Genomic DNA, 18,687 nt, shown 5'->3' with positions numbered 1-18,687 from the left:
AGACCCGAAGTAGAGGCTACAACAGGGCTGGGAGGCTTTCCACAAGCAACTGAGCGCGGCTGGGGCGCCCCCACAGCACCTGCTCGTGCTTGTAGACCACCATTCCGGGGGGGGATCCCTTGGGCTTAAAGACGCATTTGGGGCGGGTATACACCACAGGCACCTGCTCACTGAAGCGGCCGCGGCTAAAATAGGCCGCCAAGTCGGCAGCCGCTTGGAGATCTTCGCTTTCGGCCACCGCCCCTGGAGGCAGGCGCAACAGCACATGGCTGCCCGGGATCTCCTGGGCATGGAACCACCAGTCCTGGTCTTGGGCGACGCGAAAGGTCAGCCGCTCATTTTGCCAGTTGTTGCGCCCCACCCAGATAGAAAAGCCACTGGGGCTAGTGAAGCGATAGGGGTTGAAGCTGGCTGAGGAGGCCCGCCTAGATCCCTCCAGCCGGCTGGGGCTTTCTAGGTAGCCTTGCTGAATCAGCTCCGCCTCAATTTCCTGGAGGACGGCCAAGTCCTGGGGCTCGCGGTAGGCTTCTAGCTGCTGCAGGGACGCTTCCACCTGCTCTAGGTAGCGGATCTCTTGCGCTACAGCTTCTAGCAAAGGTCGGACGGCCTCCTGGGCTCGCTTTTGTTTGCGGTGCTTGCGGTAGTAGGCCTGGGCGTTGAGAACAGCGTTTTTCTCCGGATCCAGGGGGATCTTGACCCTCTGGCCGCTGGCAAAATCCGGCAGCTCAATCGAGCTCAGCCCTGGCCGCCAGAGGTGGAGATGGGCCATGAGGAGATCGGCAGCCTGCTTGGAGGCTTCGGCCTGGGCCGAGTCGGCCAACATCTTCTCAAAGTGCTCGCGCCGCTGGCGGAGTTTTTTCAGCAGGGCAGCTAGCTTTTGCCCCAGACGCTGCCGCTCCCGCTCAAAGCGTTCGCGGTTGAGCTGGGCTTGGTAGTAGGTTTCAAGGAGCTGGTGCAAGTTGGGCTGAACGGGATCCCCGCTAGAGCCCCCCCAGCCGAGAACAGTGTACCCCTGGGGGGTGAGGGCCGGCTCAAACCGGCCTGTTTCCAGCCGAGCCAGCCAGTCCTGCCACCAAAAAAACAGGGCCTGCCACTCCTGGGGCGAGAGTTGGTTGCTGGGGGTTTGGGGTGGGATCCCGGCCTGCAGGCACATCGCCTCTGCCAAATGCCGGCTGAGGCCACGGTAGCCGCGCAGCAGCCGTTGACTGATGGGGCCAGGGATCAAGGCAAGGCGCTCCTGCCACTGGGAGAAGGGCTCGGCTGGCTGCGGGATGGGATCGCTGAGGGCAGGGGGAGCTTCGTAAAGTAGACCCGGCTGCACGGGGCGAACCCGCGACTGCCGCTCGCTGACCCCGTGGCCACAGGCCAAGATCACGCCCCCCTCGTCCACCAGGATGGCATTGCTGTACTTGCCCATGACTTCCAGATAAAGGTGGCGTTGGGGGGGATCCCCAGGGCGAGGGCCAAAGCGAAAGTCAATCACCCGCTCCCACTCGTCCAGCAGCGCCAGCTCTGTCAAGGCCAAGCCCCGCAGGTGCCGCTGCAGCTGTTGGCCAAATGGGAAGTCCTCTGCCTCCTTGGGGGGAGCCTGACAGAGGTGAACTCGGGCCGCCTGGGGATGCCAAGACAGGAGCAAGCAAGGCCGGGCCGTGAGGGTGCGTAGGCCAATCACCACTGTCCAGAGATCCGTCTGCTGGATCCACTCCACGCGGGCAGGCAGCAAGGGATCCCCGCCGGCCTCAGCCCGTTTGAGATCCGCCAGCACCGCCCGGAGGGTGGTCAGGTCAACCGGTTGCATCCCTGCTGCTCCTTAGGGCGAGCTAAAGTCTAGGCGCCCTGCCACCGCCAGCAGCTCAAAGCCGCAGGGAGAGAGGCGTCACCTACTCCTCATCCTCGCCCGCCTCGTCTAGATCCAAGAGCAGCGCACTAAGCTGATTGAAAAGAGCAGGAGAGTCCTCTGGATCCAGCAGGTAGGGATCCCCCTCGTCGGGCAGGGCGACGTAAATGAGCGGCGGCTCAAGGGGCGTAAAGACGCCGTACTTTTTGTCCTGGTGGAAGAAAGTAGCCAACAGTTGGAACTCCTGGGCTTCCTCCTCGCTTTCGCCCAGCTCAAACACATCTTCCTCTTCCACGGGGGGCAGCTCTCCCTGCACCGTCAGGATGTCAAAGCCGTTTTGCTGCAGGGTCAGGTTCAACTCCCCCAAAACCGCTTGGAGGGTGGGGAGAGCCGCCTGGAGCTCCTCGGGATCCGGCTCATCCAGGATCCCTTCCATCTCTGCATCTCCATTCTGCCCGGGCTCCTCCTCCCACACCAGCACTTTGATGACGGCATCCAGGGGGGTGGCCAAGGCATAGACCTGATCCTCAATGACCACCCGTCTTAGCACCTCGCACTTGAGAGGCTGGTTTTGCTCGTCGCGGAGCTCCAGGGTTTCGCAAGACTTAGCCATGGAAAACAGCCCAGATTGACATCCTCCCCACCCTCCTGGCTTGCCAAAGCCCACTGCCCACCCAGGCAAACCCGTAGCAGTAGGGCGAGGCTTCTTCTTGATTCTACTTGGACAACAGCTAGTTTAAGCTTGTTCCGTGGCGCCTTTTGGGTTCCATGCAGCCTGGCTCAGTTGTTCGCTTTCGCCACCGCGAGTGGGTGGTGCTCCCGGGGGATACCGAGGAAGTCCTGGTGCTCCGGCCCCTGACTGGCACCCCTGAGGAGGGGGTTCACGTCCACCGGCGGCTTATGCATCTGGTGGGAGGTACCCTGCCCTTTGAGCGGGTTACCCCTGCCTTATTTCCCCTGCCAAGTGCCAGAAATGTTTCCGACGCTACAAGCACTTACCTTCTCTGGCAGGCTGCCCGGCTGCCAACCAAAGGGAGGCGTTGGAACTCGACCGGTACAGGATTCGGGATCTCTTGGGGGCGCTGGCCAACAGCCGCACCGAGCTGCGCTCCCTGGGCCGCTCCCGTCAAGAGCACCTGGAGTGGCTGCGCCAGCTCATCGATCCCCGCTCGGAACTGGAGCGCCGCTTTCTGGAGACCCTCGCAGCAGGGGGTTATCGCCTTCCCGACGACGCTCAGAAAGCCATTGCCGATCCCCGCTGTGTTGTCGACTTCTTCTATGATCCCAACGTCTGCATCTTCTGTGATGGCACCGTGCACGACCAGCTTCCCCAAGCGGAGCAGGATCACCAGATTCGAGCTCAGCTCCTGGGGCGGGGCTACTGGGTAATTGTCCTGCGCTACGACCAGGATCTGGGGGAGCAACTGGCTCGCTACCCCGAGGTGTTTGGCCAAGGCAACTAGTCTTGCTGGTGGGAAAACAGGTAGGCTCCCACCAGGGCCAGGATGGCCGCTAGGCCCGCTAGCACCACAACCGTGTACCAGGGGAAGTGGGAGAGGGGCTGGTAGGCCGCCGCCCGCATGCCGATGCTGGCGTAGGAAAGGGGCAGGCAGTAGACCAAAACCTGCAGGTAGGTTGGCAACTGACTGGGATCGAAAAAGGTGGCCCCTAGGAAGGACATGGGTGTAATTAAAAAGTTGGTGAGCACGCCCACGCTCTCCAGGCTGGGCACCTTCAAGCCAGCGATGACCCCAATGCCGGCAAAGACGGCGCAATCCAAAAGCAGCACCAACAGCGCCAAGGGGTGAAGCAGGCCCCAGGCCCCTGTACCTAGCACCCCCACCGCCAAGACCCCCAAAGCCGTCAGCAAACCCCGGGCAATGCCGGCCAACACCTTGCCCAGGTGCAGCGCCAGCGGATGCACGGGCAAAAGCAGCAGCTCTTCAAAGCTTTTGGTAAATAGCCGCGCTCCACAGATGGAGAAGGTGGTGCCGGCAAAGCTAATGGTCATGGCGGAAAGCGCCACCATCCCCGGCAGAATAAAGCGCAGGTAAGAGCCCGCCGCCGTGGATCCCGCTATATCGGCCAGGGCTTCTGAGCGCAGGGATCCGCCCAGCCCCACCCCAAAGGCAACGATGTAGATGAGGGGGGCTACCAGCCCCGAGGCCACCACCTGCCAGACCCGCCCGCGCAGATCCAGCCAGTCGCGCCAGAAGATGGTTAAACTGTCTTCCCAGATTTGCCGATAGGGTAGGCTCAGGGCACGGCTGACCATAGGTTTTCCTTTCTACTTCTTGGTTTTCTGCCGCTACTGCAAACGGCTTGCTAATAGCCGTAGTAGTTGGAGCGGCGCGACCGCCACCAGGCCACCGGCAGCGCCAAGGCTTTGCCCAGGGTGGACACATAGGCGCGGGTGCGAAACACCTGGTAGTGGTTGCGCTCGATGGCGTTGAGAATCTGCCGGTAGAGCATCAACGAAGCGGCCACCGGCCAGCGGGAGTCCGGCTGCAGGGTGGGGATCCCCCGTTCCGCCTGGGCATAGAGCTCTCGAGCCCGCTGGATCTCGTAGTCCATGAGCGCCATCCAGCGCTCGTCGATGACGTGGTTAAACAGATCCCGCTCCGAGTAGTTGAAGCGGCGCAGATCTTCAAGGGGGATGTAGATCCGACCCCGGCGGGCATCTTCCCCCACATCGCGCAAGATGTTGGTGAGCTGCATGGCGATCCCCAAGGCCACCGCCTCCTCGCGGCCATCCCGCCCTGGCACAAACCCCATGATCTCGGAGCACATCAGGCCCACTACCCCAGCCACGCGGTAGCAGTAGACCTGCAGCTCTTCCCAGGTGGCATAGCGCCGAATGTCCAGATCCATGCTCTGCCCCCGCAACATCTCGCGGAAGGGCTCAATGGAGAGGCGGTAGGTGCGGATGGTGTGGATAAGAGCCAGGTCAGTGGGGACTTGCGGCTCCCCCCCCTGGAACAGGGACTCCAGATGAGCTCCCCACTGCTCCAGCTTGCGGCGGGTGACTTCCACCTCTACTTGGCTGGCCTCTAGCCCATCCAGCAACTCATCGGTTTGCCGCAGCCAAGCATAGATGGCCCAGATGGCCCGCCGTTTGGGTCGAGGCAGGAGTAGGGACCCCAAATAGAACGTCTTGGCGTGCTTAGCCGTGATCTGGCGGCAGAGGGCAAAGGACTGCTCAAGCGGACTCATTGGGCTCGTCTCCAGAGGCGCAGGGCCACATCTCAACACTATGGGAAGCTAGACCCCTGCCGGTGCCAAACGTGAGCAAGCAGCCGCTGGGGAGGGGATCCCTTTGTGGATAGCCTCAGCCGCCCACTTGCCGGAGAGGATGGCTCCCTCCATGCTGCCTAGGAAGGGCTGCAAGGTGTAGCTGCCGGCCAGGAAGAAGTTGGGAATGGGGGTAACTTGGGTGGGGCGGTACTGCTGCCGGCCTGGAGTAGCCTTGTAAACCGAGCGCGGGGTCTTCACCACCACCCATTTGCGCACCCGCGCCGGGTTGGGGCCGGTGAGATGCTGGGGAAAGAGTTTTTTCAGCTCCTCCAGGGTGGCGGCAAAGATCTCCTCGTCGCTGCGCTCGATCCATTCGGCAGCCGGGGCCAGCACCAGCTCCAGCATGGATCGGTGGGGATCGGCATAGGCGCGGCAGGTGTTGCTCATGTCGGCATACACGCTTAAGAGAGGCGAGCGGGAAAACAGGGAGTGGTCAATGTGAGTAATCTTGCGGTCAAACCAAATCTGCAGGCTGATCACCGGCACCCCTTCCAGCTCGCGCAGCTTTTGGAAAAAGGGGATCCCCCACCACTGAGCTGGCAGCAGCTCCTTGAGCGCATCCACCGAAAGGGCCGAGACGTAGGCATCGGCAGTTACCTGCAGGGGTCCGGAAGGAGTGACGACGCGAAAGCCGGCCACGCTGCCGTCAGGGTTGAGGTCAATCGCCTGCAGCGCCGCGTTCAAGTGCACCTGGCCGCCGTGGGCTACGATATAGTCCACCATCGGCTGGCAGAGCCGCTCCGGCGGGGCACCGTCCAGGTAGGCAATCTTGGAGCCGTCTTTCTGGCGCAAAAAGCGGTTGAGGGCCGTCAAGGGCACCATGGCTGAGATCTCGTCCGGGTTGATGAACGCCAGCGCCTTGGAGACGGCGATGAAAATATCCGTGTTAACCCGCTCGTCAATGCCCTGCCGCCGCAGCCACTCCAGCAGAGTGTAGCGATCCATCTGCTCCACATAGCGCTGGCCGCGCACCATGGCCGGCACCAACCCCAGAGCAAACTTTACCTTTTCGCTCCAGGTGAGCATGTCGTTGTTGCGCAGGATGGCCACAATGGCGTTGAAGGGGGCGGGAATGTCCGGCAGGTCAAAGCGGGAGTAGGTGCCCGGCTTGTCTGGCTGGTTGAAGATCAAGCTATGCTCCTTCCACTGCAGGCGATCCGAGATGCCCAGCTCCCGGAACAGTTGCAAGGTGTTGGGGTAGGCGCCGAAAAAGTTGTGCAGCCCCGTCTCGATCCAGTCGCCGTCGGCATCCTTCCAGGCGGCCACTAGCCCCCCCAGCACATCCCGCCGCTCAAAAAGCAGCGGCTGATGCCCAGCATCGCAGAGGTACTTGGCACAGGCCAGCCCTGCCAGCCCTCCCCCAGCAATGGCAACGCGCATGACGGTGACGCTCAAGCAACACTACCATTCTATTTGCAAACCGTTACAATTGCTGGCGGCTGCGAGAGCCCTGCTTTCCCGCCGGGATCCGATCCCTGGTAGGATACGGAAGAAAATCCAGGGGGAGCGACAAAGATGGCCAAGCAAACACTGGGATCTCTGTTGTCATCTGGCTTTGATCTCAAAGGCAAGCGCGTACTGGTGCGAGTGGATTTCAACGTCCCTCTGGATCCTCAGGGCAACATCACTGACGACACTCGCATCCGCGCCTCCCTGCCCACCATCCAGGCCCTGGCCCAGGCAGGGGCCAAGGTCATCCTCACGAGTCACCTAGGCCGCCCCATCAAAAAAGACAAAGAGACCGGCGCTGTTCACATTACCCGCGAGGGCAACAGCCTGGCCCCTGTAGCCGTCCGCCTTGCCCAGCTTTTGGGCCAGCCGGTGGCCTTTGCCCCCGACTGCATTGGCCCTGAGGCCGAAGCGGTGGTGAACAACCTGGAAAACGGCCAGGTGGCCCTCTTGGAAAACGTTCGCTTTTACCCCGAAGAGGAAGCCAACGACCCAGAATTTGCCCGCAAGCTGGCCTCGCTGGCCGATCTATTCGTCAACGATGCCTTTGGCAGCGCCCACCGCGCCCATGCCTCTACTGCTGGCGTCACTGCCTACCTCCAGCCTGCTGTAGCTGGTTATCTCCTGGAAAAGGAGCTGCAGTTTCTTTCCGGCGCCATCGAGAATCCGCAGCGGCCCTTGGCGGCCATCATCGGCGGCTCCAAGGTCTCTACTAAGATTGGCGTCATCGAGCGGCTCTTGGAAAAAGTGGATAAGCTCCTCCTGGGTGGCGGCATGATTTTCACCTTCTACCAAGCCCAAGGGATTAAAACTGGCAAGTCTTTGGTGGAAACTGACAAGCTGGATCTAGCTCGCTCCCTGATGGAGAAAGCCAAAGCCCGGGGCGTCGAGCTGCTGCTGCCGGTGGATGTGGTGGTAGCCGATAAGTTTGACCCTGAAGCCAACGCCCAAACGGTTTCCATCCACGCCATCCCCGAAGACTGGATGGGCTTGGACATTGGCCCGGAATCGGTCAAAGCCTTCCAGGCTGCCCTACAGGGGTGCAAGACCGTAGTCTGGAACGGGCCGATGGGCGTCTTTGAATTTGACCGCTTTGCCGCAGGTACAGAAGCCATTGCCCGCACCCTGGCCGACCTCACCCAGGCCGGGGCCATCACCATCATTGGCGGCGGCGACTCGGTGGCGGCTGTGGAAAAAGCGGGCCTAGCGGACAAGATGACCCACATTTCCACGGGTGGCGGCGCCAGCCTGGAACTGCTTGAGGGCAAGGAGCTGCCCGGCATTGCCGCCCTCAGCGAAGCGTAGGTTCTGCGCAGCCCCTTAAAGGCAAAAAAGTGGGGGCTGGGCCCAGCCCCCTTTTTTAGCGATGAGGACAGAGGATCCGGCTTAGTGCACCACCACCTTAACGTTGGCGTTGTTCAAGCCGGGACGCTTCACCTCAGCCAAGGTCTTGTTGATGGCGTACTTCTGGTTGATGGAGTTGATCAACTCGGTTTGGTTGTACTTCTTGGCCACGCCCCACAGATCGGCAATCAGGTCGTAGGAACCATCAGGGTTCTTGGACCAGCCCAGATCGTAGTCGCCCTCCAACTGGGCCACGATGTCAGCGCGAACACGCTGGCCATTGTAGCCACGCACCTCGGCGTTCAGCTTAACGGTGTAGCCAAGATCGCGCAGGGAGTTGATCAGGATTTGGCCGTCGGTGATTTTGGTGCGCAGAGTGCTAAAATGGGACATGGTGTTTCTCTCCTCCTTTGTGTAGGGGTTGGAACGTTAACAGAAACAACGGGCGACTTCTAGCGAAGGGTTGAGGCCATCTCTACCTATGCGGCAGTGATGTGGGCCTCAACCTTTTACTAGAACTCCAGCCGTTGGTACTCGGCTACAGCAGCTGCTGCTGGCCGAGCCCGCTGCTGGGCCCATTCCCTCAACGCTACCACTTGCTCCGTCATGGTGCGGGATAGCGGTTGAGTTGCTTTCGTTGCTGCCAAAATGTCCAACTGGGTAAACTCACGGTTTTGGGCAAACGCTTCATACATGGCAGCAATCAAAACTTGTTCGATCTCCGCGCCGGAGAAGCCTTCGCAGGCAGCGGCTAGCTGGCGCAGGTCAAAGCGACTAATATCGCGCCGCCGCTTCTGCAGGTGGATCCGAAAGATTTCCATGCGCTCGTTGATGTTGGGCAGATCCACAAAGAAGATCTCGTCAAAACGGCCCTTGCGCAGGAACTCTCCAGGAAGGCGATCCACGCGGTTAGCAGTGGCAATTACGAAAACTGGCGCGCGCTTCTCCTGCATCCAGGTGAGGAAGGAACCGAAAATGCGGCTGGAGGTGCCCCCATCGGAGTCGCTAGAGCCTGCTGCTCCTGCAAAGGCTTTATCCAGCTCGTCGATGAAGAGGATGGCTGGCGCCAGCGATTCGGCAGTGCGCAGGGCGCTGCGGAGGTTGGCCTCTGATTTCCCCACCATGGAGCCATCGTAAACGCGGCCCATGTCTAGGCGCAGCAGGGGCAAGCCCCAGAGACGAGCGGTAGTCTTGGCAATCAGGGACTTGCCGCAGCCAGGTACCCCCAGGATCAGCAAGCCCTTGGGGGCAGGTAGCCCGTAGGCGCGGGCTCGCTCGGTAAAGGCCTCGGAACGCTGCAGCAACCAGCGCTTTAACTCCTCAAGGCCGCCAACCGCGTCGATGGACTCGTCCTCTTCGATGAACTCAAGGATGCCATTGCGGCGGATGATTTGCTTTTTCTCGGAAAGGATGATGTCCACCTCCGCCTCGCTGAGGCGGCCATGCATCACCACCGCCTTGCGGTAAACTTTTTCCGCCTCGTCCTGCGTCAGCCCCAGGGCTGCCTTGACCAACTTTTCTCGGGTTTCGGGGCTCAGGGATCCCCCGCGCGGAAGCTGCTCCAGCTGCCGGTTGAGGATGCGCTCTAGCGTGGCCATGTCGGGAAGGGGGAAGTCCACCACGCAGATATCCTTTTCCAGCTCAACTGGGATTACCTGCACCGGCGACATGAGGAGAAGCGTTTTGTGGGATCCCTTGAGGCTGGCGACAGCATCCCGCAGCCAGCGCTTGACCTCAGGGTTGTCCAGAAAGTCGTGCAGATCCTTGAAAACAAAGATGGCAGGATCCTTGTGCTCCATCACCCACTGGATAGCAGGCTGGGGAGACTGGGTGTTGTGCTGGGTTAGGCTGCGGGGGTTGCCGTATTCAACAATGCCGTGAGTAACCGTCCAGGTAAACAAGCGCCGCTGCGGCCTAAGAGTACGGGCAATCGCCGCCAGGGTTGCCTCCGCCCGCTCCTCCTCTGAGGTAACCAGGTAAAGCAGTGGGTATTGAGCTTGGATGAGGATGCTGAGCTCTTGCATGGAAAACACCAACTGCGCGGAGGGAAACTGGAAAAAGGCTGAGGCAAGTGGGCGCTAACTGGGAAGCGGCCTAGCAGGGCACCAGCGCGTCCTGGCGCTCTTCCCCTGAACCTGTGGCAGCCTCCCAATATCCTGGCTCCACCGCTTCCAGGATGGCTTCAGCGGCAGACTGTTGGCGGAGAGAGACCACCTCCCCGTTGCGAATGACAAACGGGTGACTGCACTCGGGACAGCGGTGAACTCGGTAGGTACTGCCCTGAACTCCCTCGATGATCTCTGGGTGGAGCAAGTAGAAGCTAAGCGCCTTTTCGGCCACCGCTGACATCGGCTCCCTCTCCACGGCAGCCCGGATCTTAAGCCTGCGGTGCAGTTCAGGCGAGAGATATAGCGTTACCTTTTGCTTGGCCTCTGGGCCTTCCCCAACCTCTGGCCGCTGACTCATGGCTAGCTGTTTTCTCGTTACGCGCCGGGCTTGCAAGCCATCATAGCCAGCCTGACGTCTTGACGGCAAAATCTTAACAATCTGTAACGATCTTCTTGGGGGCTTTCCTGGCTTGTGGAGATCCCCTGCTGGCAGAGTAGGCTGAGTAGGAGATGCAGAAGTTCATTCCCCATGGAACGCCTCATTGCCACCTTCAGCAAAAGCTTCTTCACGTGGGGCCGTCGTTTCCTGGTGCAAGCCGGCGACGGTTTGGCCAGCCTGAAAGATACGGCCCTAGACAGCGGCAACCTGCTCCTCTGTAGGGCGCGCATTGCTTTGGCGGATGCCAGCTTCACCACTCTAAGGGCAATTCGCTCTCGCTTCGGCTCGACCCGCTAGCTACCCAGACCTTGCAGCCGATAGAGCTTGGCGTAGAGACCGTTGCGGGCCAGGAGCTCCGCATGGGATCCCTCTTCTTTCAGCTCCCCCCGCTGCAGCACCAGGATGCGATCCACATCGCGGATGGCGGAGAGACGGTGGGCGACGATGAGGGCAGTGCGATCCCGCAGCAGAGTTTGCAGAGCAGATTGGAGGAGGGCCTCGGTGCCCACATCCAGGCTAGCGGTAGCCTCATCCAAGACCAGGATCTTGGGATCCCGCCACATGACCCGCAGGAAGCTGATGAGCTGCTTCTGGCCGCTGGAAAGGTTACTGCCGCGCTCCCGCACAGGGGTGGCATAGCCCTGGGGCAGGCTGCCGATGAACTCGTGCAGGTGAAGTTGGCGAGCAACCCGCTCTACCTCGGCCAGATCCCCTTGCTCGCCTAGGGTGATGTTTTGCTGGATATCCCCGGAAAACAGGAAGCCCTCCTGCAGGAGGACCCCTAGGTGACGGTGCAGCTCAGCCTGGGGCAGGTCGCGAATGTCCACCCCGTCGATGCGAATGCAGCCGTGGCTGACGTCGTAGAGGCGGCAAAGGAGGCGGATGATGGAGCTTTTGCCGGCACCGGTGGGCCCCACGAGGGCTACCTTTTCGCCGGGGCGGATGGTGAAGCTGAGGTCTTTGAGCACCCACTCGCCAGGGTTGTAGGCAAACCAGACGTGCTCGAACTGCACCTCCCCTCTGGCAGTGGGGGGCAGGTGGCGCGGCTGGGCGGGATCCCGAAGGGCCACCGGCAGGCTGAGGATGTGGTCGATGCGTTCCACAGCGGTGAACCCTGACTGAAGGGCAGTGAACTTTTCTGCCAACTGGCGCAGCGGGTTAAAAAAGCGCTGGGAAAAGAGGATAAAGGCGTAGAGGCTGCCCAAGGTCAGGGGCTCCGTAAGCAGGGGCAGGGATCCTCTCCAGTTGCTCTTACTAGCGGCGATGACCTGCTGCCCGCCTACCCAGAGGAGAGCAGCCACTGCCAACCACGCAACCCACTCCAAAACGGCAGAAAGGGCAGCGTCGTAGAAGATGGTCTGATCCACCTCTTGGATATGGCGCCGATTGATGGTTTGAAACATCTTGCTGTTGAGCCGCTCCCGGCAAAACAGTTGCACCACAGCAATGCCCAAGAGGTTTTCCTGGATCCAGGCGTTGAGCTTGGAGAGCTCTTCCCGGGCGCGAAAGTCGGCAAGGCGAAAGCGGCGCTGCAGCTCGAGGACCAAAGCGCTAATAGGCAGGACGAAGAGGATGAGCAGCAGGCCCAGATCCCAGCGCTGGCTGAGCATCACCGTGGCAACGACCAGCAGGGTAAACAGGTCGCTGACAATGCCAACCGCACCGGTGGAAAACACGTCCCCCAACGCTTCCACGTCGCTGGTGATGCGGGTAATCAGCTTGCCCACGGGGGTGCGGTCAAAAAACTGAGCTGGCAGGGCCAGAACGTGGGCAAAGAGATCGTTGCGGATGTCGCGGGTTATCAACTGCCCCAGCTTCTGGCTGGTATACCCTTCCAAGGCTTGAAAAACCCAGCGGACGAGCAGCGTGAGGAGCAGCAGGCCCAAGTAGGGCCAGAGGCCGGCAAGGGGCCTACTATCCCCCTGGGCAAAGGCTTGGGCGATGGGGCCATCCAGAGCCCGCTGCAGGATCAAGGGCTGCACCGCATCCGCCAAGGCCAGGGGGGGCAGAAAGGCTAAGGCGGCCAACAACAGCTTCAGGTGCCGCCGGGCGTAGGGCCAGAGCAGCCGCAGCAGCCGCCAATCGCTTCGGGGATCCCTGGAGGAAGCGGCCTCGGAGGAAGAGGTAGCAAGGCTCACGGACTTCTACCCAAGAACGCTGATGACACCTCGTGGAGATTGGTGCGCGCCAGCAAGGAGCTGGGGCCCAGCTAAACCCGACAAGGGTCCGCCAAGCCGTGGTTCAATGTCTCAGCCATGGGCGCAAATCCCATTGCCGCACCGCTGTCGCGAACGAAGACTAGAGGGAAGCTCCGTTCCCCAACTGGGCAGAGAACTGAGAAGGGACCATCTTGGTGCCCACACCGGCATCGGTCAGCAGCTCCAGGAGCAGGGAGTGAGGGGAGCCGCCATCCAGAATGTGGGCAGCCCGCACCCCTTGGGCCAAGGCGCGAATGCAGCACTGCACCTTGGGGATCATTCCCCCTCTAACCACCCCTGTCTGGATCAACTGGCGAGCCGTCTCGATATCCAGGAGCGTAATCAGGGAGCTGGGATCCTCAGGATCCCTGAGAATACCTGGGGTATCGGTGAGGAGGATTAACTTCTCTGCCCCTAAAGAGGCTGCCAGCTCCCCGGCCACGGTGTCGGCGTTGATGTTGTAGGCTTGGCCGGTCTCGTCAGCGGCCACACTGGCAATGACCGGGATCTGGTTGCCCTCTAGCAGAGTGTGCAGCACCTGCGGGTTGACGCTGCTCACCTCCCCCACAAAGCCAATTTCCGCTCGACCCTGGGAGCGAGCTTTAATGAGGTTGCCATCCCGGCCACACAGCCCCACCGCCGATCCGCCAGCCAAGCTGATGAGCTGGACAATCTGTTTGTTGACTTTGCCCACCAGCACCATCTCCACCACCTCCATGGTGGCGGCATCGGTTACCCGTAGGCCGTCGACAAACTTGAAAGGGATGTCCAGCTTCTGGAGCCAACTGTTGATTTCCGGCCCCCCGCCATGCACCAGCACCGGCCGAATGCCGACACAGGCAAGAAAAACAATATCCCGCAGCACCTCAGCTCGGCGCTCCTGCTGCACCATGGCGGCGCCGCCGTATTTGATGACCATGATGCGCCCCTGGTACTGCTGGATGTAGGGCAGGGCTTCGAGGAGAATCTGCGCCCGTGTTAGGGGATCACAGGCCACAGCCTGAGAGCTGGTTGCTGCCGAAAGAGAGGCGTTGCTCTGCACGGCCAAAAGTCCCGTGTAAAACTTCCCGAAGATCGTACTAGAAACTAGCAGACGGCTAGCTGCGCAAGGTAACCGGAAAGTGCTTTTCTAGCTGGGCCCTCACCTGGTTTTGCGCAGCTTCCACTTCGGCATCGGTGAGCGTGCGATCCAGAGCGCGGTAGACCAGCCGGAAGGCCAGACTGCGCTGCCCTGGCGGTACCCCTTGGCCGCGGTACTCGTCAAAAAGCTGCACCGACTGCAACAGAGGGCCTGCCGCCTGGCGGATGACCTCCTCGATTTCCGCCACCGATAGCTCCAGCGGCGCAAAGAAGGCAATGTCCCGGGCCGAGGCGGGGAAAGGGGAAAAGGGGGAAAATTGCACCCGGCCCCGCCTCTCTAGGCTGGCTAGCAAGGGATCCAACTCCAGCTCAAACCCATAGACCTCCTCCGGCAAATCTTTCTCCTGGCAAAGGCGGGGGTGAAGCTGCCCGAATAGGCCAAGGCGGGATCCCTCAATCCAGATGCCGGCCTGTCGACCCGGGTGCAACAGCGGCGATTGCGCCTCAGGGGGATCCGGGCGAAATTCCGGGGTAAACCCCAGCCGCTCCAGTGCCGAGACCAAGAGCCCCTTGGCCTCGAACCAGTCCATGGGCCGGTTGTGGTGCCGCCAGTCATTGGGGTTGAGATCCCCGCCCAGGATGCCCCCCAAGTGCTCCGCCTCTTGATAGGGCTCAGGACTGGAGGGAGGGGCATAGGCAAAGACATGGCCAATCTCAAAAGCCTGCAGGGGGCCATTCCCCTGGGCCCAGTTGTAGCGGAAGGCCTCCACCAAGCCAGGCAGCAGCGCCTTGCGCACAGCGGAGTACTCGGGGGAAAGCGGATTGGCGATTTTGACCAGGGAGCTGTCCTCGTCCGCTGGACAAAGGGAGATGTGGTACACCTCCGTCAGGCCAATGCCCCGCATCACCTCGCGAATTTGCCGCGTCAAAGTTTCCCGTGTCGAGAGGGATCCCACCAGCGGCTCCGTGGGCAGGGTTTCGGAGAAGCGGTTGTAGCCGTAGAGGCGGGCAAACTCCTCAATCAGGTCGATCTCTCGCTCAACATCCCGCAAGCGATGGGGGGGAACAGATACCTGCCAAACGCAGCTAGCCACGCTGGCCGTCGCGGTAGCGGGGTCGGCCTTGGGGGCAACTGCCTGAGAGCGGGAAAGCTGAAAGCCCAGAGCCGACAGGATTTCCTCCACTTCCTCTGGCTGCACCTCGTCCCCCAGCACGTCGATAAGCCGCGACAGCCGCAGCTGGAGCGTCCGCTCCAAGGGTGGCCGCTGGTCAAACGTGGTCAGGCCCACCACCGCGCCTCCAGCCAGCTCCAAGATTAACTGCACCGCCCGATCCCGCGCCAGCTCAAGGGTAGCCAAGTTAACCCCTCGCTCATAGCGGGCCGAGGCTTCAGTGCGCAGCCCCTGCAAGCGGGACGAGCGGCGCGTGACCACGGGGTCAAAGAGGGCTGCCTCCAGAAAAACCTTGGTGGTGGCTTCGTCTACTTCCGTCTCCTCCCCTCCCATGACGCCAGCCAGGGCCACCGGTCGGCTGCCGGCAACGATGAGATGGTTTTCAGCGTGCAAAGTACGGATTTGGCCGTCCAGAGTTTTCAGGGTTTCTCCCGGCTGGGCAAAGCGCACCTCGATGGTGGGTTCCTCCTTGCCCATGACCTGCAGCAGGCGATCCCAATCGAAGGCGTGCAGGGGCTGGCCCCATTCCAGCAGGATCAAGTTGGTAACATCCACAACATTGTTGATGGAGCGCATGCCGGCGGCGGCCAGGCGGTGTTTGAGCCAGTCGGGAGAAGGGCCAACCTTCACCCCCTCAATCAGCACGCCGCTGTAGGCGGGACAAGCTTTGGCATTGGCAATGCGCAACTGGAAGTTGGGGATGGGCAGAGCCTGCAGGGGCTGGACGGGTGGCAGGCGTAGCGGGTTGCGGGTGAGGGCGGCCACCTCGCGGGCAATCCCCACCATGCTTAGAGCGTCGGCCCGGTTGGCGGTGGAGGTGAGATCCAGCACCACATCGTCCAGGCCCAGCAGGGGGCGCACATCAGAGCCCAGCGGATGGGCCTTGAGATCCAAATCGGGGGGAAATTCGTGGATCCCCGCCGAAGCTTTCTCCAAGCCCAGCTCAGCTAGAGAACAGATCATGCCCTCCGAGAGCACCCCTCGCTTTTCCGCTTTGGCGATGGTCAGGTTCACCGCCGGCAAATGGGTGCCTGGCGTAGCTACAGGAACCAGCAGGCCAGGACGGGCGTTAGCGGCTCCGCAGACAATCGTGGCCGGCTGTTCGCCTCCCAAATCCACTTGACAGACCCGCAGCCTATCGGCATTGGGATGGGGCTCGGCAGCCAGGATCTTGCCTAGAACCACTCCCTCTGCCCAACGGCGGCGATCCTCGATCTCCTCCACCTCAAAGCCCACCATGGTGAGGGCTTCCGCCAGCTCTTCTGGGGAAAGCTCAAAATCCACCAGTTCCCGCAGCCACTTCAAGGAGATGCGCATCGCTAGTCCAGGGTGCCAACGCCGCACCCATTATCAGATCCCCCTCCAAAACCGGCAAGAGACTCCCTATCCCCCGGCAGCGAAGGTGGCCATGAGGATCAATGACAGCAAGATGCCTGGAAAGAGCAGGGCTATCAGGAGCAGGAACTCGGAAAGCGTCATAGGCCAGAGGTAAGCAGAGGCATCACTTTTCAAGCTAGACTCTTCCAGTTGCCTTTCCTCCCTCTGTTTGGGATCTCTTCCGGCTGGCAAGGTCCTGACCCCAATCGCAACAAGCTTTGCCCTCCTGCTGGGTACTTTGGCAGGCCGTAGGCCCAACCAAGGCAGCCTAGGGCAGGGCATCGAGAGTTCCCACCCTCTAGGGCGGGGAGGATGGCAAAAAAGAGGTGAAGAACTTCTCCGACAGCCGCAATGGGCATTCAAGGCAAGCGCATTGCCGTCGAGCCTGCGGATCTTCGCCCCTGGCTGAAGGCAGCAGTCCTGGCAGGGGGCGGCGAAATTGTGCCCCTCTCAGAAGCAGAAGCCCTGGTCTGGACCGATGGTTTCGACGTGCCAGGTTTAAGGCGTTGCTTGGCAGAGGGCCAAGGGATCCGCTGGGTGCAGTTGCCCTGGGCGGGCGTGGAGCCTTTTGCCCAAGCGGGGATCTTGCATCCCGCCTACGTGTGGACCTGCGGCAAGGGGGTGTACGCCCAGGCAGTGGCCGAGCATGCCCTGGCCCTCACCCTGGCTGGCCTACGGGATCTGAAGATCCGCGCTTTGGCCCAGACTTGGCAGCCGGGATCCGGCACCAGCCTCTGGGGCAAGCGGGTGGTGATTTTTGGGGCAGGGGGCATTGCCCAGGCCCTGATCCAGTTGCTACAGCCCTTTCAGTGCGCCATCGATGTAGTGCGGCGCAGGGCGGATCCCTTGCCGGGAGCCGGCCGAGTGGTGACGCTGGCAGAGCGGCAGTCGGTGCTGGCGGGGGCGGATGTGGTGATCCTGGCCTTGGCCCTTACCCCCGAGACCGAGGGGATCATCGCCCGGCCAGAGCTGGAGCAGATGGGATCCGGCTGCTGGCTGGTCAATGTGGCGCGCGGCAAACACATCGTGACTCCCGACCTGGTGGCTGCTTTGCAAGAAGGAATCATCCGGGGCGCCGCCCTGGATGTTACAGACCCGGAGCCGCTGCCCCCTGGACATCCCCTCTGGAGCTTGCCCAACTGCCTAATTACCCCCCACACAGCTGTTACCGATGCCATGATCATCCCCGCTTTGTCTGAGCGGGTGCGGGAAAACGTGCGCCGCTTTCGGCTGGGGGAGCCTTTGTTGGGAGTGGTGGATCCAGTTCTGGGCTATTGAGCGGGGTTGCTTGAAGCTGCGGCTTTAGACGCGAGCGAGCTCCTGGACGCGGGCGGCGATGGCCTCGGCCATCTCCTGAGTGCCCACAGGCTCCCCTTGGGCCAGGTCATAGGTGACGTATTTGCCTTCGGCAATGACCGACTGCACTGCCGCTTCTACCCTCGCGGCGGCTTCCCGCTCGCCTAGGTAGCGCAGCATCATGGCCCCGGAGAGGATGAGGGCAGAGGGGTTGACCTTGTTCTGACCAGCATATTTGGGTGCTGAGCCGTGGATGGCCTCAAAGACAGCGATGCCATCGCCAATGTTGGCCCCCGGCGCCACCCCCAGCCCGCCAATCATGCCAGCGCACAGATCCGAGATGATGTCCCCATAGAGGTTGGTGAGCACCAGCACATCGTAGAGCTGCGGCTTTTGCATCAGTTGCATGCACATGTTGTCCACGATGCGATCCTCAAACTCGATGTCGGGGTACTCCTGGGCCACCTCCCGCGCCACCTGCAAAAACAGCCCGTCGGTAAACTTCATGATGTTGGCTTTGTGAACGGCCGTTACCTTTTTGCGGCCATTTTGGCGGGCATATTCGAAAGCAAACTTGACGATGCGGCGGCTGCCAAACTCTGAGATGGGCTTGATGGCAATGGCCGATCCCTCGCGGATGAACTTGCCGGAAAGGCGCATCATCTCCTCTCGCGCCTGCACAGCTTCGGGGGTCCCCCTTTCAAACTCGATCCCGGCGTAGAGATCTTCAGTGTTTTCCCGCACCACCACTAGGTCGATGTTTTGAAAAGGGCTTTTGATGCCAGGGATAGATTTGGCCGGGCGCAGGTTGGCGTAGAGGTCTAGCTCTTTGCGGATGGCTACATTGACGGAGCGAAAGCCCGTGCCTACGGGGGTGCCAATGGGCCCTTTGATGGCCACTTTGGTTTCTCGGATGGACTCTAACACCTGCGGCGGCAAAGGCGTGCCGTATTTCTCAATCACCTCTACCCCTGCTTCCACCCGGATCCACTCCAATTCCACCCCGGTGGCTTCCAGGACCGTGGTCATTGCTTTGGTTACTTCCGGGCCGATGCCATCGCCGGGAATCAACGTTACACGATAGGCCACAAAC

Annotated in this window: 16 protein-coding genes; 4 read left to right on the top strand and 12 right to left on the bottom strand. The window is 61.3% G+C overall.

Annotation, left to right across the window (positions count from 1 at the left end; genetic code table 11):
* Positions 1-16 precede the first annotated feature (16 nt).
* The gene (locus NW812_RS02750; protein WP_414393872.1) at positions 17-1,798 is read right to left on the bottom strand and encodes an NFACT family protein; all 1,782 of its coding nucleotides are present in this window, start codon (positions 1,796-1,798) and stop codon (positions 17-19) included.
* Positions 1,799-1,880: 82 nt separating this feature from the next.
* Positions 1,881-2,450, bottom strand: a complete 570-nt coding sequence (locus tag NW812_RS02745) for a DUF3727 domain-containing protein (protein WP_414393870.1) — start codon at positions 2,448-2,450, stop codon at positions 1,881-1,883.
* A gap of 427 nt (positions 2,451-2,877) precedes the next feature.
* Between NW812_RS02745 and NW812_RS02740 the strand changes: the two genes are divergently transcribed.
* Entirely contained in the window at positions 2,878-3,300 is a 423-nt protein-coding gene (locus NW812_RS02740; RefSeq protein WP_414393868.1) for a hypothetical protein, read from the top strand.
* Here the strand turns inward: NW812_RS02740 and NW812_RS02735 are convergent.
* The 3 genes from NW812_RS02735 to pds are packed head-to-tail and all read right to left on the bottom strand — an operon-like array spanning position 3,297 to position 6,511.
* Positions 3,297-4,112, bottom strand: a complete 816-nt coding sequence (locus NW812_RS02735) for an ABC transporter permease (RefSeq protein WP_414393866.1) — start codon at positions 4,110-4,112, stop codon at positions 3,297-3,299. The genes NW812_RS02740 and NW812_RS02735 overlap by 4 nt on opposite strands.
* A gap of 50 nt (positions 4,113-4,162) precedes the next feature.
* Positions 4,163-5,050, bottom strand: a complete 888-nt coding sequence (locus tag NW812_RS02730; protein ID WP_414393864.1) for a phytoene synthase — start codon at positions 5,048-5,050, stop codon at positions 4,163-4,165.
* A 48-nt stretch (positions 5,051-5,098) separates the two neighbouring features.
* The gene (gene pds / locus NW812_RS02725) at positions 5,099-6,511 is read right to left on the bottom strand and encodes a 15-cis-phytoene desaturase (RefSeq protein WP_414393863.1); all 1,413 of its coding nucleotides are present in this window, start codon (positions 6,509-6,511) and stop codon (positions 5,099-5,101) included.
* Between the two features lie 135 nt (positions 6,512-6,646).
* Here pds and NW812_RS02720 point away from each other — a divergent pair, with 135 nt between their 5' ends.
* A complete protein-coding gene (locus NW812_RS02720) occupies positions 6,647-7,885 on the top strand; it encodes a phosphoglycerate kinase (RefSeq protein ID WP_414393861.1) in 1,239 nt (412 codons plus the stop codon).
* Between the two features lie 81 nt (positions 7,886-7,966).
* On the opposite strand, the gene NW812_RS02715 is transcribed toward NW812_RS02720, so the two are convergent.
* The 3 genes from NW812_RS02715 to NW812_RS02705 form a co-directional block, all read right to left on the bottom strand.
* Positions 7,967-8,317, bottom strand: coding sequence for a DUF1257 domain-containing protein (locus NW812_RS02715; protein WP_414360780.1), 351 nt, complete (start codon positions 8,315-8,317; stop codon positions 7,967-7,969).
* 119 nt (positions 8,318-8,436) lie between these two features.
* A complete protein-coding gene (locus tag NW812_RS02710) occupies positions 8,437-9,948 on the bottom strand; it encodes an AAA family ATPase (protein WP_414393860.1) in 1,512 nt (503 codons plus the stop codon).
* Positions 9,949-10,018: 70 nt separating this feature from the next.
* A complete protein-coding gene (locus NW812_RS02705; protein ID WP_414393858.1) occupies positions 10,019-10,390 on the bottom strand; it encodes a hypothetical protein in 372 nt (123 codons plus the stop codon).
* 171 nt (positions 10,391-10,561) lie between these two features.
* Between NW812_RS02705 and NW812_RS02700 the strand changes: the two genes are divergently transcribed.
* Entirely contained in the window at positions 10,562-10,768 is a 207-nt protein-coding gene (locus NW812_RS02700; RefSeq protein ID WP_414393856.1) for a hypothetical protein, read from the top strand.
* On the opposite strand, the gene NW812_RS02695 is transcribed toward NW812_RS02700, so the two are convergent.
* The 3 genes from NW812_RS02695 to pheT all read right to left on the bottom strand — a co-directional run bounded on the left by NW812_RS02695 (position 10,765) and on the right by pheT (position 16,238).
* Positions 10,765-12,609 carry an ABC transporter ATP-binding protein gene (locus NW812_RS02695; protein ID WP_414393854.1) on the bottom strand — a complete coding sequence of 615 codons (1,845 nt, stop codon included), beginning with the start codon at positions 12,607-12,609 and terminating at the stop codon, positions 10,765-10,767. The genes NW812_RS02700 and NW812_RS02695 overlap by 4 nt on opposite strands.
* A gap of 160 nt (positions 12,610-12,769) precedes the next feature.
* Positions 12,770-13,666 carry an acetylglutamate kinase gene (argB, locus tag NW812_RS02690; RefSeq protein WP_414394366.1) on the bottom strand — a complete coding sequence of 299 codons (897 nt, stop codon included), beginning with the start codon at positions 13,664-13,666 and terminating at the stop codon, positions 12,770-12,772.
* 100 nt (positions 13,667-13,766) lie between these two features.
* Positions 13,767-16,238, bottom strand: a complete 2,472-nt coding sequence (gene pheT, locus NW812_RS02685; protein ID WP_414393852.1) for a phenylalanine--tRNA ligase subunit beta — start codon at positions 16,236-16,238, stop codon at positions 13,767-13,769.
* 411 nt (positions 16,239-16,649) lie between these two features.
* Here pheT and NW812_RS02680 point away from each other — a divergent pair, with 411 nt between their 5' ends.
* Complete coding sequence (locus NW812_RS02680) at positions 16,650-17,576, top strand: D-isomer specific 2-hydroxyacid dehydrogenase family protein (RefSeq protein WP_414393851.1); 927 nt, start codon at positions 16,650-16,652, stop codon at positions 17,574-17,576.
* A 24-nt stretch (positions 17,577-17,600) separates the two neighbouring features.
* On the opposite strand, the gene NW812_RS02675 is transcribed toward NW812_RS02680, so the two are convergent.
* The gene (locus NW812_RS02675) at positions 17,601-18,683 is read right to left on the bottom strand and encodes an isocitrate/isopropylmalate dehydrogenase family protein (RefSeq protein ID WP_414393849.1); all 1,083 of its coding nucleotides are present in this window, start codon (positions 18,681-18,683) and stop codon (positions 17,601-17,603) included.
* Between the last annotated feature and the right edge of the window lie 4 nt (positions 18,684-18,687).

It is taken from the genome of Synechococcus sp. O70.2, assembly GCF_047462135.1.
GTDB lineage: Bacteria > Cyanobacteriota > Cyanobacteriia > Thermostichales > Thermostichaceae > Thermostichus.
The sequence above is the reverse complement of the archived record's forward strand: the minus strand, read 5'-3'. Positions and strand labels throughout refer to the sequence as shown.